The organism is Gaoshiqia sediminis, assembly GCF_025907915.1.
Taxonomy (GTDB): domain Bacteria; phylum Bacteroidota; class Bacteroidia; order Bacteroidales; family Prolixibacteraceae; genus Gaoshiqia; species Gaoshiqia sediminis.
Genome location: NZ_JAPAAF010000021.1, coordinates 1 through 16,743 on the forward strand (window position 1 = coordinate 1; position 16,743 = coordinate 16,743).

General features: G+C 47.8%; 15 protein-coding genes. 10 read left to right on the top strand and 5 right to left on the bottom strand.

The window, feature by feature from the left end; all coding sequences use genetic code 11:
* Positions 1-99: 99 nt before the first annotated feature.
* From N2K84_RS13315 to N2K84_RS13325, 3 genes are all read right to left on the bottom strand, one after another.
* Complete coding sequence (locus N2K84_RS13315; RefSeq protein WP_282592311.1) at positions 100-1,878, bottom strand: aminopeptidase P family protein; 1,779 nt, start codon at positions 1,876-1,878, stop codon at positions 100-102.
* Between the two features lie 26 nt (positions 1,879-1,904).
* The gene (locus tag N2K84_RS13320) at positions 1,905-2,432 is read right to left on the bottom strand and encodes an NUDIX domain-containing protein (protein ID WP_282592312.1); all 528 of its coding nucleotides are present in this window, start codon (positions 2,430-2,432) and stop codon (positions 1,905-1,907) included.
* 172 nt (positions 2,433-2,604) lie between these two features.
* Positions 2,605-4,221, bottom strand: coding sequence for an ABC-F family ATP-binding cassette domain-containing protein (locus tag N2K84_RS13325; protein ID WP_282592313.1), 1,617 nt, complete (start codon positions 4,219-4,221; stop codon positions 2,605-2,607).
* Positions 4,222-4,695: 474 nt separating this feature from the next.
* Between N2K84_RS13325 and N2K84_RS13330 the strand changes: the two genes are divergently transcribed.
* The 4 genes from N2K84_RS13330 (at position 4,696) to N2K84_RS13345 (ending at position 10,124) form a co-directional block, all read left to right on the top strand.
* Positions 4,696-7,140, top strand: coding sequence for an SLBB domain-containing protein (locus N2K84_RS13330; RefSeq protein ID WP_282592314.1), 2,445 nt, complete (start codon positions 4,696-4,698; stop codon positions 7,138-7,140).
* Between the two features lie 37 nt (positions 7,141-7,177).
* Positions 7,178-7,423 carry a hypothetical protein gene (locus N2K84_RS13335; RefSeq protein ID WP_282592315.1) on the top strand — a complete coding sequence of 82 codons (246 nt, stop codon included), beginning with the start codon at positions 7,178-7,180 and terminating at the stop codon, positions 7,421-7,423.
* A 72-nt stretch (positions 7,424-7,495) separates the two neighbouring features.
* Positions 7,496-8,626: a Wzz/FepE/Etk N-terminal domain-containing protein gene (locus N2K84_RS13340; protein ID WP_282592316.1), complete on the top strand. Its 1,131-nt coding sequence runs from the start codon at positions 7,496-7,498 to the stop codon at positions 8,624-8,626.
* Between the two features lie 19 nt (positions 8,627-8,645).
* Positions 8,646-10,124 carry a UDP-glucose 6-dehydrogenase gene (locus tag N2K84_RS13345; RefSeq protein ID WP_282592317.1) on the top strand — a complete coding sequence of 493 codons (1,479 nt, stop codon included), beginning with the start codon at positions 8,646-8,648 and terminating at the stop codon, positions 10,122-10,124.
* 174 nt (positions 10,125-10,298) lie between these two features.
* Here N2K84_RS13345 and miaA read toward each other — a convergent pair whose 3' ends face one another.
* Complete coding sequence (miaA, locus tag N2K84_RS13350) at positions 10,299-11,231, bottom strand: tRNA (adenosine(37)-N6)-dimethylallyltransferase MiaA (protein ID WP_282592318.1); 933 nt, start codon at positions 11,229-11,231, stop codon at positions 10,299-10,301.
* Between the two features lie 53 nt (positions 11,232-11,284).
* Here miaA and N2K84_RS13355 point away from each other — a divergent pair, with 53 nt between their 5' ends.
* From N2K84_RS13355 to N2K84_RS13375, 5 genes are all read left to right on the top strand, one after another.
* Entirely contained in the window at positions 11,285-11,869 is a 585-nt protein-coding gene (locus N2K84_RS13355; RefSeq protein ID WP_282592319.1) for a Yip1 family protein, read from the top strand.
* Positions 11,859-12,317, top strand: a complete 459-nt coding sequence (gene smpB, locus N2K84_RS13360) for an SsrA-binding protein SmpB (protein WP_282592320.1) — start codon at positions 11,859-11,861, stop codon at positions 12,315-12,317. The genes N2K84_RS13355 and smpB overlap by 11 nt, the downstream gene beginning before the upstream one ends.
* Positions 12,318-12,390: 73 nt before the next feature.
* The gene (gene mazG / locus N2K84_RS13365; protein ID WP_282592321.1) at positions 12,391-13,170 is read left to right on the top strand and encodes a nucleoside triphosphate pyrophosphohydrolase; all 780 of its coding nucleotides are present in this window, start codon (positions 12,391-12,393) and stop codon (positions 13,168-13,170) included.
* A 12-nt stretch (positions 13,171-13,182) separates the two neighbouring features.
* The gene (locus N2K84_RS13370; RefSeq protein WP_282592322.1) at positions 13,183-13,710 is read left to right on the top strand and encodes a hypothetical protein; all 528 of its coding nucleotides are present in this window, start codon (positions 13,183-13,185) and stop codon (positions 13,708-13,710) included.
* A gap of 21 nt (positions 13,711-13,731) precedes the next feature.
* On the top strand, positions 13,732-14,373 hold the full coding sequence (locus N2K84_RS13375) for a trimeric intracellular cation channel family protein (protein ID WP_282592323.1): 642 nt from the start codon (positions 13,732-13,734) through the stop codon (positions 14,371-14,373).
* Positions 14,374-14,423: 50 nt separating this feature from the next.
* Here N2K84_RS13375 and N2K84_RS13380 read toward each other — a convergent pair whose 3' ends face one another.
* On the bottom strand, positions 14,424-14,957 hold the full coding sequence (locus N2K84_RS13380) for a CHRD domain-containing protein (RefSeq protein ID WP_282592324.1): 534 nt from the start codon (positions 14,955-14,957) through the stop codon (positions 14,424-14,426).
* A gap of 244 nt (positions 14,958-15,201) precedes the next feature.
* Here N2K84_RS13380 and N2K84_RS13385 point away from each other — a divergent pair, with 244 nt between their 5' ends.
* A complete protein-coding gene (locus N2K84_RS13385; RefSeq protein WP_282592325.1) occupies positions 15,202-16,734 on the top strand; it encodes an AbgT family transporter in 1,533 nt (510 codons plus the stop codon).
* The last annotated feature ends 9 nt before the right edge of the window (positions 16,735-16,743 follow it).

Below are 16,743 nucleotides of genomic sequence, written 5' to 3' on the forward strand. Positions count from 1 at the left end.
TGGAACCATAAACAAACCAACTACAAAATCTAAAATCTCCAAAATCCAGAAAAAGAAAGACCGTCCCAAATTTTGTTTTGAGACGGCCTCTTTTTATGCTCACAAGCTGGTAGTCAACCGTTTCAAAAATGCCTGTTTATCAGGCTCCAACAAAGGCGACAATTCGTCGAAACACCATTGATGATAAGCATTGATCCATTCTATTTCCGTTTCGGTCAACAAATCAACATCAATTAATTTCAGGTCAAGCGGGCACAAGGTTAGCGTTTCAAAACCGTAAAATGTTCCGAAATCCGTAATTTCACGCGGAACGCAGACCATCATATTTTCGGTTCGCAAACCATACTTCCCTTCCCGGTAAAAAGCAGGTTCGTTTGATAGCACCATACCCGGTTCAATGCTGTATTCATTATATTCCTGCCGGATGCTCATCGGCCCTTCATGAACGTTCAAAAAGTATCCGATACCATGACACGTACCATGTCCGTAATTCATGCCGTTTTGCCACATGAAAAAGCGGGCAAGCACATCCAGGTTGCAGCCTTTGGTCCCGGCAGGAAACTTGGCCAGCGTCAGGTTGATCATTCCCTTTAGCACGATCGTGAAATCAAATCTCTGCTGATTGGTAGGCTCTGACAGGCTGATCGTCCTTGTAATATCTGTGGTTCCGGTCACATATTGCCCTCCCGAGTCAAATAAAAGCATTCCATCCGGTTTCAGCTCGCTTGCAGTTTCCCGGGTCACCGAGCGATGCACAATAGCACCGTTTTCGTTGTATCCCACAATCGGGAAAAAGCTGTCGCCCCGGTAGCCCTCCTGCAACGACCGGAATGAAGACAACTTCAACGCAATATCATATTCGGTAACCGTTTCTTTCCCAATTGCCTGATCCAGCCAAAACAAGAATTCAACCATGGCCACGCCATCCTTTCGCATGGTTTCGCGGATGTACTTCAATTCGGTTTCCGATTTAAGCGCCTTCAACCGAGCAGGCACCGAAAGCTGGAACTGCACTTCAACATCCGGATTCAGGCATCCCAACAACGCTTGGTTTGTCCGGTCAGGATCAACCAGCAGCGTACCGCGGAAAGCTCTTAGTACTTCAAAAACAGCCAAATAAGGAAGCATCCTCACACTATCTGAAGCGAGCTTCGTGCTCAACGCCTCCGGCACCTTCACAGGATCAACAAAAAGCAAGGCCTCTTCCGGAGTAATCATGCCGTAACCCACAAATACCGGGTTGAAATCCACATCCTGCCCCCGAAGGTTCAGCACCCATGCCAGATCGTCCAATGCGGTAATCAACAAGCCATCGGCCCTGCATTCGCGCAATTCATCACGTACTTGCTGGAATTTCTCCTGTCGGCATTTTCCGGCAAAAGGCAGTTCATGTTCAAAAATCGGAATTGAAGGCAAAGGCTGCCTTTCAGTCCAGCACGAAGCCAACAAATCACCGGTATCACTCAGTTGCAGGTGACATTTTTGAAGATCGGCTTGAAACGTTTTATACTGGTTCACCGACATACAACAGGCGTCTGTTCCCACCAAAGCGCTTGGCTCCAATACAGCTCCAAGCCATTCTGCCGGCGTTGGGGTACCTGCTATCCGCAACTTCATAAGCTGGATTCCGGTGCCAGCCAATTGCTCTTCGGCCTGCAAAAAATACCGCGAATCGGTCCACAGCGCAGCTCGTGTGGCTGTAACAACCACCTGCCCTGCCGAACCGGTAAATCCGGTCAAATATTTTCGCGCCTGCCAATATTGCGGCAAATATTCACTTTGATGCGGATCAGTCCCCGAAACATACCAGGCACGAACACCCGATTTTTCCATTTCCCGGCGAAGCCCGGCCAAACGACTGACAATAAGTTCATTCATCGCTTTTTCTGATTAGGTTGAAATAATTACTTTTCCTGCAATTTATGCAAGGCAAGACGAATGGAGTTAGATGGCACCTCGCTGAGATCAACTTCGTGCGGGTAATAAAACTCGATAGACGCAACATCATCCATCGGCACCATGTTATCTAACGAAACCACAGTTACCCTGAACGTGAGGTCGAGCGTAAAAACCGAAATTCCGGAATAAGGATATTCGTTTGGAAAGGAACCAAAGTACTCCATGCTTTGAACCGTTACGCCAAGCTCCTCTTTCAATTCACGACAAATGGCCTCCTCTGCAGTCTCCATCGGTTCAATAAAACCGCCGGGCAAATCAAGCATGCCCAAATGCGGCTGAATGGCCCGACGTGCAAACATCAACCGCCCCTGCGGGTCAAAAATCAGGGCCGCTACGGCCGCCGATGTATTAAAATAATAGGCAAAACCACATTGTGCGCATTTTTTAGCACGGTCGCCCAGCTGGTTAAAGTTTGCAGAACCGCAACGCGGGCAATACCGAAAGAACTGAACAGGAGGAATAGCTGAATCCATACTGGTAAAGTTTAAACGCAAATGTAACCAAGCTCGAAGGAAACACCAAAACAAAGTCAAGCGCAGCTTGCCCCCAAATTTCAACAAAAGTATATTCATTAAAACGAAGGAAGACGGCTGATTACCAACCGTCTTCCTTTTTTCCCTTTTTACTTTTGACTTTTACCTTATATTACCGATGATAGCGGGCCTCGCGATTCGCTCTGATTTTTTCATCGGTCAGGTATTCTTCAAAGTCCATATATTTGTCAATCACACCTTCCGGAGTCAGGTCGATCACGCGTGTACAAACGGTGCTGATAAACTCGTGGTCATGCGATGCCATCAGTATTTGGCCCGGGAAAACCTTCATATTATTATTGAATGACTGAATCGATTCCATATCCAGGTGGTTTGTGGGGTGGTCGAGAATGACCGTGTTTGGGTGCTCCAGCATCATGCGCGAAATCATACAGCGCATCTTTTCACCACCCGAAAGCACTTGTACATTTTTCTGCAAATCATCGCCCGAAAACAACATCTTCCCCAAGTATCCGCGCAGGAAAGCCTCGCTGGTATCGTGCGAATAATCGCCCAACCATTCATACAATTTCTTATTCTCAGTGAAATATTCGGTGTTATCCATCGGCAAGTACGCCTTTTTGATGGTCACGCCCCACTCAAAACTACCGGATGTGGGTGCCAGTTCGCCCATGATAATTTTAAAGAACATGGTCATCACGCGGTTATCTTTTCCGAGGAAAACCACTTTATCATCTTTTTCTATTGTAAAAGTGGCATCTTTGAAAAACACTTCACCATCCTGCTCGTAACTCAGTCCTTCAACACGCAACACGCGATCGCCTGTTTGCCGTTCGGGCTGAAAAATGATGCCGGGGTAGCGTCGGGTTGACGGCTCAATTTCTTCGATATTAAGTTTTTCCAACATCTTCTTGCGGCTGGTTGTTTGCTTCGACTTGGCCACGTTGGCGCTAAACCGACTGATAAATTCCTGCAGTTCTTTTCGCTTTTCTTCAGCTTTCTTGTTGGCAGCTGCCTGCTGCCGAAGTGCCAGCTGGCTCGACTCGTACCAGAACGTATAGTTTCCTGAAAACGCGTGGATCTTTCCATAATCGATGTCCACCACGTCGGTACAAACATTGTCCAGAAAGTGACGGTCGTGCGACACGACGATGACCGTATTTTGGCTGTTGCCGAGATAGTTCTCCAGCCACAAAACCGTTTCAAGGTCGAGGTCGTTGGTTGGTTCGTCGAGCAACAAGTTATCGGGATTGCCAAACAAAGCCTGAGCCAGCAAAACCCGTACTTTGGCTTTTGCATCCAGGTCTTTCATCAGCTGGTAATGAAAATCTTCTTTAATACCCAGGCCACTGAGCAACATGGCGGCATCACTTTCAGCATTCCACCCGTCCATTTGGGCAAACTCATCTTCCAGTTTCGCGGCCAGGTGCCCGTCTTCTTCCGAAAAATCAGTTTTTGCATACAACACCTCCTTTTCTTTCATCACCCGCCACAACTCTTTGTGTCCCATCAGTACTGTGTCCAATACCGGAAAACCGTCGAACGCGTGGTGATCCTGTTTAAGTACCGAAAGGCGCTCGCCAGGGCCCATCAGCACTGACCCACGGGTCGGGTCTAATTCGCCCGAGATCAATCGCAGGAAGGTGGATTTTCCGGCACCGTTGGCACCAATGACCCCGTAACAGTTTCCGGGGGTAAATTTCAGGTTTACGTCAGCAAAAAGCGGCTTCTTTCCAAACTGGATCGCCAAATTTGAAACAGTAATCATTCGTCAAGTCTTTCTATTACATTTAAGGGGCGCAAAGGTAACACATTTTCGCCCGAAACAGCTAATTTTCAGTTAACAAATCCTTAAACCTGACAGGTTAGTACGGCTACGCTCAAACCATTTAAGAGAGCCTCATGATCTCAAAACCTATGACTGTCAGTAAAGAAAGACCCCAAATTAATTGACCTGGAATAAACGACATAAAGAACAGAATGAGCTAAAAATAACTTAACAATAGAAAATATTCCTGTGACTAAACAGATAAATCCTTAAATTTGCCAACCGGAAACATTTCTGAAATAATACCAGGGATGTTTTTGTTATCACGAACATTGAAAAAAGCTTCAAAAGCAATAACTTACGCCTGTTTTACGCAAAGCTGATCCGGGATGAAAGGTTTAGCGGGAAACGGCTTGGCAACAAAATTGAAAAAAAGTAGTTATCAGATACATTCAGGCACATAAATACGATCACATGTCTAAACAAATTTTTCTATTCCTTTTTCTTTTCTGCCTGTTGGGAACCGCAACAGTCTCGCTAGCCCAACGCGAAGCTTCATCTGTAAAGATTGAAAATCTTTCCGATCAGCAAATTAAGCAAATCATCGAAGAAATAAACGCACGTGGTTTAAGCCAGGAACAGGCCATCCAACTGGCCAAGGCCCGCGGCGCCACCCAACAGCAAATTGATCAGCTCACCCGCCGCATCAACCAGATGAAATTTTCGGGCGAAATAGGTACGAAAAGCAGTACGACCAAAATCGACCAGAAAATTCCAGGCACACCCGATCAATATCTGGACAAGGATAGTGCGAAAATGGAGGTTTCACAAAAAAAACTACTGTCGCCTGTTTCTGAAAAGAACCAAAAACTATTTGGATATCATTTGTTCAACCAGGAAAACCTGACTTTCGAACCTTCGGTGACTATTCCGGTACCGGCAGACTATGTGCTGGGCATTGGCGACGAGGTGAACATCCAGGTTTGGGGCGCCAGCCAACAAACTTATCTTTTGCAAATTGATGCCAATGGTGCAGTCAATATTCCCGACGTTGGTCCTGTCAAAGTGGCTAACCTCAACTACGAATCTGCCAAAGAGCTTTTACTGAAACGGCTAACCTCCATTTACAACGGTATGGCTGGGGCAACCCCAAACACCTATGCAGAGGTGAGCCTCAACAACCCGCGTTCTATTAAAGTAAACGTTATTGGCGAGGTCATCGCCCCCGGCACATACACCTTGCCGGCCACGGCTTCGGCATTTAACGCCCTGTACCTGTCGGGAGGCCCGGGCGAAAACGGCTCTTTCCGCAACATACGCATCATCCGCAACAACAAGCTGTTTGCCGAAATTGACGTATATGATTACCTGATCCGGTCGAATACTAAAAACAACATTTCGCTGCGCGATCAGGATATTATTTACATCCCTACTTACCTGAAACGGGTAGAAACGATCGGCGCTTTCAAACGCCAGGGAATATTCGAACTGAAGGAAGGCGAAAATGTTCGCGAACTCCTCCAGTTTACCGGGGGGTTCAGCGAAGCAGCCGCCCAATCGCGCGTATTACTGACCCGCTTTACCAACGACCAATACCAGTTGGTTGACCTGGAGCAAAATCAGTTTGACAGCTTTGGACTAAAAAACGGCGATCTGATCCGCGCTGAAGAAGTGATTGACCGGTACGAAAACCGTGTCAGCATAGAAGGCGCCGTCTTTCGTCCCGGCACTTACGCCTTGGATGAGGGCATGACCCTTTCCAACTTAATTGGCAAAGCCGGTGGCCTCCGCGAAGATTATTATGCCCAACGCGGCCTGATTATTCGCCTCGACGAACAGCTTTTTCCCACCACCATTCCATTCGATCTGGGTGAATTGTTCAGCGGCGTCAACGATCCGGTGCTTCAACGGGAAGACCAGATCATCATCCGCGACATTTTCAGCATGGGTGAAAAGAAAACCGTGCGCATTTTGGGAGAAGTATTGGCAGCTGGAGAATATGGCTTTTTCAGAAACATGACCCTGAAAGACCTCATTTTTATGGCTGGTGGCATGACCGAAGCAGCCAGTGAATCGTACATCGAGGTGGCCCGGCGCAACAGCAAGGAAGAAGCAAGCACCATCAACAGCAAACTGGCCTCGCTGTTTCAGTTTGAGATCGACCGCAACCTACAACTGACCGATGAAGATGCAGCCTTTGTGTTAAAACCGTTCGACCAGGTTTACATCCGCAAAGCACCTTCGTACCAGGTGCAAAAAACGGTTCGCATAGAGGGAGAAGTTCAATTTCCCGGTGAATACAGCATTAGCGACAAGAACGAGCGAATTTCCGATCTGCTCAAACGGGCCGGTGGGTTGACCCCCTACGCTTTTGCCGAAGGGGCCAAACTCAAACGTTCCGTCGCAAGCCAACAAATGGCCCAGATGGAAGCGATCCAACGCCTGCAGGAAACCAGCGACTCCTCTCTTCAGGTAGAAATGCCGGAGCAATTCGAAAGTCTTGAACTCCGTCTGGAAAGAATCATGCAACAGCCAGGTTCTTCCTACGATTATTTCCTGCGTGATGGCGACCAGCTAAGCGTTCCGATGCGCTCAGAAGAAATCTGGGTAAACGGAGAAGTGATGAACCCTATTGGCTTGGCCTGGGAGCGCGGACGCGGAGTAAAATACTACATCAACAGCACCGGAGGGTTCAGCCAAAATGCTAAAAAGAATAAAGTTTACGTGGTTTACAGCAATGGCACCACCGACGTTACCCGGAGTTTTATCCTGAAAAAATACCCAAAGGTAAAACCAGGAAGCCAGGTTATTGTGCCCGCAAAACCGGAAAAGAAAGACACGGATAATACAGGCAAATGGCTGGCCATCACCAGTACACTTTCATCCCTGGCCGTAGCGATTGCCGCCGTTCTCCGGTAACTTGAAGATCCATGAATACCACACATCAAACAACTACATGAAAACATTGAAAATCAAAATCATGAACGGCAAGGCTGAAAAAATTCTGGATGCCTTGGTGGAACTCAATCTGGTAAAAGTGATAAAAAAACCAGAACCAGAACCAATTATGGTTAAGGTTCCAGCACCTACGGGAAATGAATATTCTCGAAATATTTCGCAAAATTTCAACAACAATGCCCCAAAAGCAACCAGTATGGAGGAAATGCGCAACATCATCAATGCTGTCAGGAACAAAAAATAAGGGAATCAACCGAACAAGGATACAGCTTACCGAAAGACAACGGACATCAGACCGGTAAGAAAAAGAATAGCTATGGAAAACTCGAACAATACACAACCGCAAGTAACACATAACGCTGCCGATGACGAAATTGATCTGATTGAACTGGCCAAAACGCTCTGGAATGGCCGGGGCACTATCCTTCGTTATGTGGTTGCCGGAGCAGTACTGGGTGTGTTGGTGGCACTTGTATCGCCCAACAAGTTCACCGCCTCCACCACCATTGTGCCACAGTCGGCCAACAGCCAAAGTTCCAAGCTGGGGGGGCTTTCCTCCCTGGCTGCCATGGCCGGGTTCAACCTGAATAATATGGGCACCAGCGAATCGTTGTCCCCGTTAATGTATCCGCGGATCATCAAGTCGTTGCCACTCCAGCTCGAACTGATGAACTCCACGTTCCATTGCCCAGGCGTAGAGCAGCCGGTCAGCCTGTATGAATTCTACACAGAACATCAAAAAGCGGGAATTGGATCCATCGTTATAAAATATACACTGGGCCTGCCCGGCGTCATCATTAATGCATTAAAAGGAAACGAGCTTGCTGATGATGAACAGCTTTCCCCCGGTCAATTATTATCCTTAACGGATGAACAGGAAAAAGTCAGAAAAATATTGGACGAGCAAATTAGCCTGGAACTGAACGACAAAGAAGGGTACCTATCGTTAAGCACCACCTTTGGCGATGCCCGGTTGGCTGCCGAAGTAGCGCAAAAAGCACAGACGATGCTGCAGGATTACATCACCCGTTACAAAATTGAAAAAGCGGCCACGCAGTTAAACTTCATACAGGACCGCTACAACGAGAAAAAAACCGAATTTGAGGAGGCCCAAAAGAAGCTGGCCCTGTTCCGCGACCGCAACAAAAACGTTTCGACAGCAATGGCGCAAACCGAAGAAGAACAACTGCTCAGCCAATACAACATTGCCTATTCGGTTTATTCCGAGTTGGCCAAACAACTGGAGCAGGCACAAATACAGGTGAAAGAAGACACACCCGTACTTACAGTAATCGACCCGGTGCGTATTCCTACCGAAAAATCGGCGCCTAAACGCTCACTCATCCTAATTGTATGGATATTTTTAGGAGGAATTATCGGTACCGGAGTGGTTTTCGGCAAAGAATTTATGGGCTCGATAAAAAAACGATGGCTCGAAGTTAATTGATAATAAAAAACATTCATCCATGATAGCATCCAACATTACCAAGATTGCCTGCATTGGAGCAGGATACGTCGGTGGCCCAACCATGGCCGTTATTGCGAAGCAATGCCCGCATATCAAAGTTACCGTTGTTGACATCAACGCACAACGTATTGCCGACTGGAACCAAATCGACCTGGACCGCCTGCCGGTGTATGAACCCGGGTTGCCTGAAGTAGTGGCCGAAGCCCGCGGACGTAACCTCTTTTTCTCCACCGATGTGGAAGGCGCCATACGCGAAGCCCAGATGATTTTCATCTCGGTAAACACACCCACCAAAACGTACGGGGTTGGCAAAGGCATGGCTGCCGACCTGAAATATGTGGAACTTTGCGCCCGGCAAATTGCAGAAATCGCTACCGACGATAAAATCGTGGTCGAAAAATCTACTTTGCCTGTGCGCACAGCCCAAGCCATCCGCACCATTTTGGATGCCGCCGCGACCAACGGGAAAGACACACAACTAGCAACATCCCGCCCCAAATTTGCAGTTCTTTCCAACCCGGAATTTTTAGCTGAAGGCACAGCCATCAACGACCTGCTTTATGCCGACCGCATGTTGATCGGCAGCGAAGATAACGAAGACGGAAAACGCGCCGAGCAGGCCCTGGCCGATGTTTACGCCAACTGGGTACCGCGCGAACGGATCGTCACCACACGCATCTGGTCATCTGAATTATCAAAATTGACGGCCAATGCTTTTTTGGCGCAACGGATCTCTTCTATCAATGCCATCTCTGCCCTTTGCGAACGAACCGGAGCCGATGTGGACGAGGTTGCCCATGCAATTGGCATGGACTCCCGCATCGGGCCAAAATTTCTGAAGTCGTCGGTGGGTTTTGGAGGGAGCTGCTTCCAAAAAGACATTCTCAACCTGGTCTATTTGTGCCGCCATTTTAACCTTCCCGAAGTGGCTGACTACTGGGAACAGGTGGTCAAGCTGAACGATTACCAGAAACACCGGTTCGCCAAACAAATTATTGATACGCTGTTCAACACCGTATCGGGCAAGAAGATTGCCTTCCTGGGCTGGGCCTTCAAAAAAGATACGAATGACACGCGCGAATCAGCTGCCATTTATGTGGCCGACGAATTGCTGCAGGACCGGGCCGAAATTCATGTGTATGACCCCAAAGTTACTGCTGAACAGATATACGGCGACCTGGAATACCTTCAAAAGCACCGCCGCAACGATAATCCCTGCACAGCAACTCAATTTAGTGCTTTGAGCGCAGTTGAAATCCGCAGTTTAGTGACGGTACATGATTCACCTTACGAAGCACTGAAAAATGCCCATGCCACCGCCATTCTTACGGAATGGGATGAATTTAAAGGCTACGATTGGCAACAGATTTATAACAATATGCTAAAGCCGGCATTCATTTTTGATGGACGGAACATCCTGAACCGGAAAGAAATTACTTCAATAGGTTTCGAATTGAAAAGCATTGGGAAAGGATAATCGTCTTTCCCTCTTAAAAAAAACGAACGGATCAAGTCTTGGTACCGTGTCAACACAGTTTTGAAAGAGCGCCATGCCGAACTTGTTTCGGCATCTCATCACAAATGAGACACTGAAACAAGTTCAGCGTGACTGAATCAATTCAATTTATTGTTGACATGAGTTTGGGATGAGTCAGTGTTCCAGCCAGAATTTGATCCGTTCGAGCTTTTCGGCTAACGGCATGTAGCCGTCCAGCCAATGAATGTGGGTACCCTGTCGTTCCATACGCCGAAACCAGGTCATCTGCCGTTTGGCAAACTGGTGGATGGCTGTTTCCAGACCCGAAAACATTTCATCGTAAGTCAGCTCCCCTGTTAAATGCTGGGTCAGGTACTTGTACTCCAGCCCGTAATAAGTGAGTTGTTCCGGGCTCAACCCCTTGTCGAGCAATGCTTGTACCTCGGCCAGCATACCTTCGTCAAGTCGTTGTTTTAGACGTTCAGAAATGCGGCGACGACGGCTCAACCGGTCGTATTTCACCCCAACCACCAGACTGTTCATTTCGGGCATGTGCGTATCGATTTCAGGATGCAACGTTAGATAGTCTTCAATTTCAATGGCACGCAGCGCCCGCTTTCTGTTTTCAATGTCGGTGATGTTGTGCAGATCGGATTTGTAGGTCTTCAGAATTTCGGTTAATTCGTCCAGACTTTTGTCCTGTAACCGACTGCGCAACTCCTCGTTGTGGGGAACCTGCACCAGCTTGTAATTTTTCAGAACCGCTTCGAGGTACAAACCACTGCCCCCGCACAGCACCGGAAACTTGCCCCGGCCAGTCACATCGGCATACACTTTCAGAAAATCATGCTGATATTCAAACACATTATACTCGTAACCAGCATCCACAATATCAATCAGGTGATATGGTATTTTTTGCCCGTCAATCTCGTAATCTCCATAATCTTTCCCTGTGCCCAAGTCCATTCCCCGGTACACCTGGCGCGAGTCGGCCGAGATCACCTCGCCGTTGAGCATATTGGCGGCATGGGCAGCCACCGCTGTTTTGCCCGAAGCGGTTGGACCAACGATGGCGAGCAGTTGATATTTTCCCTCTTGCATGGTCATTCTTGATAAGGTTGTACAAAATAATGTATTTTTGTAACGCAAATGTAAGCGATATGGATTTAAAACAACGATACACCTGGCTTTTCAACGAAAGCAGGCAACTCCTTCTCGAACCCAAAAAATTCTGGCAACAAAAAAGCGAAGCGCCGTTTACCGGAAATATCGTCATCCGTTTTTATGCCCCGCTGGTCATCGCCGTGGGTGTGGCCGTTTTTCTGGGTGAAATAATCGGTAAAGCCCAGTTCCTGCTATCGTACGCCACCATGAAGGGACTGCGGGAAATCATCAGCTACCTGATCCAATATTGGATTGCCGTGCCGGTGCTGGCTACCTTGCTGATCAACTATGGCGGCAGTCACGATAGAAAAACTGTTCGCCACGTGTTAGCCTATTCCCTGTTGCCTTTTTTGCTGGCATCATTCATCACCGGCCTGTTTCCGGGCCTGTACGTACTCAGCATCATCGGTTTGTATGGCTTTTACTTGTTTGTGTTGGGGTCACAGCAATGTCTGGGCTTGCCCGCTGAAAACCGGTCAAGGTTCATCATCCTGTCGATCTTGCTGATCATCCTGATTTTCGGCATGGTCAATATCATTAGTTGGAAACTTTTACTGGCAATTTTCCCTTATGGCGCATAAACCCACACAAATCAACATCAAAAACAAACGGGCCTATTTCGAATATGAAATATTGGAGAAATTTGTGGCTGGCATTCAGCTGGTGGGCACCGAAATTAAATCGATCCGTAACAGCAAGGCCAGCATTGTGGAAGCCTATTGCCGGTTTACCAAAGACGAGTTGTACGTGGTGAACATGAATATTTCGGAATACGATTTCGGAAATATCAACAACCACGAAGCCCGGCGCGACCGTAAGCTACTGCTCACCAAAAAGGAACTGGATAAACTTCAGAAAAAAATAAAAGAAAGCGGCTTGACGATTATCCCGCTGCGCATGTTTATGAACGACCGCGGACTGGCCAAGCTGGAAATCGGACTGTCCAAAGGGAAAAAAATCCACGACAAGCGCGAAACGCTGAAACACAAGGACGCCCAGCGCGATATGGACCGGGCCATGAAATTTTAAAGAAGTCAGCTGTTCGACAACTAAAAATCAAGGGACGGGAGCATAAAACTCCGGGCCCGCATCATCTTTCACTATGAACGAAAAACTGCAAGCTTTTGACCAACTACTAGGCATCATGGACGAATTGCGCGAGAAATGCCCGTGGGACCGCGAGCAAACCTTCGAGTCGCTCCGCAAGCTGACCATTGAGGAAACATACGAGCTGGGCGACGCCATCCTGAAAAGCGATCTGGAAGAAATAAAAAAAGAACTGGGTGACCTGCTTTTGCATATCGTGTTTTACGCCAAAATCGGCGAAGAAAAGCAGGCCTTCAACATGGCCGATGTTATCCGCAATCTGAATGAAAAGCTAATTTACCGCCATCCGCACATATACGGCGAAGTAGATGTGAACAATGCCCGCGAAGTGGAGCAAAACTGGGAATCGCTGAAACTGAAAGAAAAAGGCCGCAAAAAGAAAACGGTACTCGAAGGCGTTCCGGCTTCGCTGCCGGCTTTGGTAAAAGCCAACCGCATTCAGGAAAAGGCCAGTGGCGTAGGATTCGACTGGGAGCACCCCGAACAGGTGTGGGAAAAGGTGAAGGAAGAAATTGGCGAACTGCAACACGAGCTGACCCACGACAACAAAGACAAAGTGGAAGCTGAATTCGGCGACCTGTTTTTTGCGATGGTAAATGCTGCCCGCCTGTGTGGCGTTGACCCCGAAGCTGCCCTTGAACGCACCAACCTGAAATTTATCAACCGCTTTAATTACCTGGAAAGCCAAACCCTGAAAAAAGGCCTTGACCTGAAAACGATGTCGCTGGCCGAAATGGACAAATACTGGGACGAGGCAAAAAAGATGGAATCGTAAACACAGCTTATCATGAAAAAACAAATTCTTCTCGTCAGCCTGATTTTTTTTGCCGTGAATGTCGTAGCACAAAACAGCCCGTTTCAAGGCCTTGAGTTTTTGCTGGGAAACTGGCAGGGAACAGGCAGCGGTTTTGGCAACAGCCAGTCAAAAATCACGACTTCCTTTCAATCGGTAATGAACGGACAATTTATCGAAGTGATCAATGACTCGAAGTTTGAGCCGACGGCCAGCAAACCCGAGGGAGAACACCATATCGACCGGGGTATGATCAGTTTCGACAAGGCCCGGAATCTGATTGTCTTCCGACAGTTTCATATCGAAGGCTTTATCAATCAGTATGTGCTGATTGACTCTCTTTCATCCGCCAATTTTCTGGTTTTTCAAACCGAGCATATCGAAAACTTTGTGCCGGGAGGTTCGGCCAAATGGACAATCGAAAAAACAGGAGACCACGAAATTGAAACCAAGTTTTACCTGGCCTTTCCCGAACAGGAAGCTGCCTGCTACGGCACGAATCAACTCATTCGAAAAAAATAAATGCAGCCTGAAAGAAGGGCAATGGAAATCATCATCAACTATATCAGCATTCTGGGATCGTTTGCGCTGGCCATTTCGGGCGCCATTACCGCCATGGACAAACGTTTCGATCCGTTTGGCGTGTTCATCATCGCCTTTGTAACAGCCGTGGGCGGCGGTACCCTGCGCGACATGCTGATCAACGACCGCTCGGTGTTCTGGATTACGCAAACCTCCTACATTCATTTTATCATTGCCGGGACCATTTGTGCCATCATCTTCAAATCGAAGCTCGATCACATCACCAAACCGCTGTTTATTTTCGACGCTATCGGGCTCGGTCTATACACGATCACCGGCGTTCAAATCGGGCTCGAATACGGGTTGGCTGCCGTCAACTGTGTCATACTGGGAACCATCACCGGAGCCTTTGGCGGTGTGCTGCGCGACATCCTGGTCAACGAAGTACCCATCATTTTCAAGCGCGAGGTGTATGCCACCATTAGCATCCTGGGTGCCATCCTTTACCTCACGCTGAACAAGCTCCACTTTATTAACCCCATTTTGCAAATTGTCCCGGTGTTGTTCATCATTGCCATGCGGCTGGTAGTTATCCGCTACAACATTTCGCTGCCCTCGCTGTATGCTGACGAACGAAAGAAGAAGGGAACAACGAGAGAGTAAACCCCTACTCGCCGGATTTCCGCTTTGAAACTTCACCCCGTCTTCAAAGATTATTTCCCGCTAATTTGACCACGGATTTCCCCACCCGGAAAAGCTGTTGTATGAACATTTACATAGGCATTCCCTGCCATCATGGCATCAACCAGTGCATCAAGCGGCTGACCTGCAAACGCCCCGATTAGGTTTTCGGCCTGAATTACCCCTTCAGCCAAAATCCCGTTGGTAGTGCCTTGCAGCAACATGGCTGGCGGGCCTGATGGATACAACCAGGCGACAACTCCCCCGTTGGTTCCGGCTGCTCCCATGTGAATGTGTGACATGGTTACATTTTCGAGGTTCGCCACAATCAATTTATACGAAATCATCGTTCCATCCTTACTCAGGGCAAAAGTTGCCTGCCCGGTAGCCTGCGATGTGTTGGCCGGTACCTCTTCCCCACCGGACAGATGGGCCTTAAATCTCGACATCAGGTGGGCTTTCTTCAAGATTACCTCCTGTTCGGCATCCGCCACCACATCTGATTTTTCACATGAGGGGAATGCAAAAAGAAAAACCGCAATAAAAACAACGTAAATTACTTTCATAACTTTCAGAATTAAATGGTTATGACATTCTTTACTTCTTTATTCACTGCAATGTTTCTATTTTAAGATATTTTTATCTTTTATTTTTTTTAAAAAAGTACAGTGGATGCTCGTTTGCCATGCACAAAAGGCATGATTTCTGAAAGAAAAGCACACAAAAAACAAACGGTATATCGCTCAAATTTTATTATTTAAGTAATTATGACTTTTTTTAAGAGTCAATAAAACCGAAAAGAGAGAGATTATGAGCAAGATGAAAGTAGGATTTTCGCAACGATTACTGAATTGGACTGAGCGGGCCGGCAATGCTCTGCCCCACCCCGCCACATTGTTTGCCCTCTTTGCCTTGGCAGCTTTGTTACTATCGGCTTTGGGCCATCATATGAACTGGGAGGTTATACACCCCGGCACAAAGGAAGTCGTAAAACCATTCAACTTGTTGTCGCACGACGGCATTCACCGCATTTTACTGGAGATGGTCGATAACTTCACCGGCTTTGCCCCCCTGGGGATTGTACTGGTAGCTATGCTGGGGATTGGTATCGCCGAACAAAGCGGACTAATTAATACGCTCATCCGCTTGCTGGTACTCAATTCGCCCAAACACTTGCTCACTTTTGTGCTCGTATTTTCCGGAATTCTTTCAAATCTGGCTTCCGATGTGGGCTATGTATTACTTATACCGCTGGCAGGTGTCATCTTTTTAGCAGTCGGGCGACATCCGATAGCGGGTATGGCAGCAGCCTTTGCCGGAGTGTCGGGAGGGTTTAGCGCCAACCTGGTGCTGGGTACCGTCGATCCCCTGCTTGCCGGACTTTCCGAAGAAGCAGCCATCATCCTTGATCCAACTTACGAAGTAAATGCCACTGCCAATTATTATTTCATGGTAGCATCCACCTTTGTCATTTCACTGGCCGGGACTTTTGTCACCGAAAAACTCGTGGAACCACGACTGGGAACATACAGCGGCGAGGTGAAACCAGAGGACCGTTCGTTTGACAAGCTTTCGAAAACCGAGAAGAAAGGACTACTGGCAGCAGCACTAACATTTCTGGGCATATTCATCCTCACCCTTATCGGGATTATCCCCGAAAATGGTTATTTCCGGGGAACAGATGGAGGACTGCTTTCTTCTCCACTGATCCGGGGCGTTGTAGCCATGCTGTTTGTCACAGCCGGAGCAATGGGATTGGCCTACGGTTTTACTACCGGCGTGTTTAAAAATGACTCGGATGTAATGGACGGAATGGCGAAATCGATGAAAACGCTGGGCACGTACCTGGTGTTGGTTTTTTTTGCCGCCCAGTTTGTGGCATACTTCAAGTGGAGCAACCTGGGTATCATCATGGCCGTGAAAGGAGCCAATCTGCTGATGATGGCCAACCTCGGCCTGATTCCGCTGATGATTCTGTTCATCATCCTCTCGGCCATGGTCAATATGATCATGGGCAGCGCATCGGCCAAATGGGCCATCCTGGCACCTATCTTCATCCCGATGTTTATGATTATGGGCTATTCACCCGAGCTTTCACAAGTTGTTTACCGTATCGGCGACAGCGTGACCAATGTGATCTCGCCCATGATGAGCTTCTTTGCGTTAATCATTGCTTTCGTACAAAAGTACGATGCAAAAGCAGGCATCGGCACCATTATCGCCACCATGGTACCCTATTCCATCGTCTTCTTTATTGCCTGGACCTTATTGCTGATCGTTTGGCTGCTGTTTGGCATCCCGCTTGGGCCCGGCGCCGGAATCCATTACGAAATAGGCATATAATCCGGAATG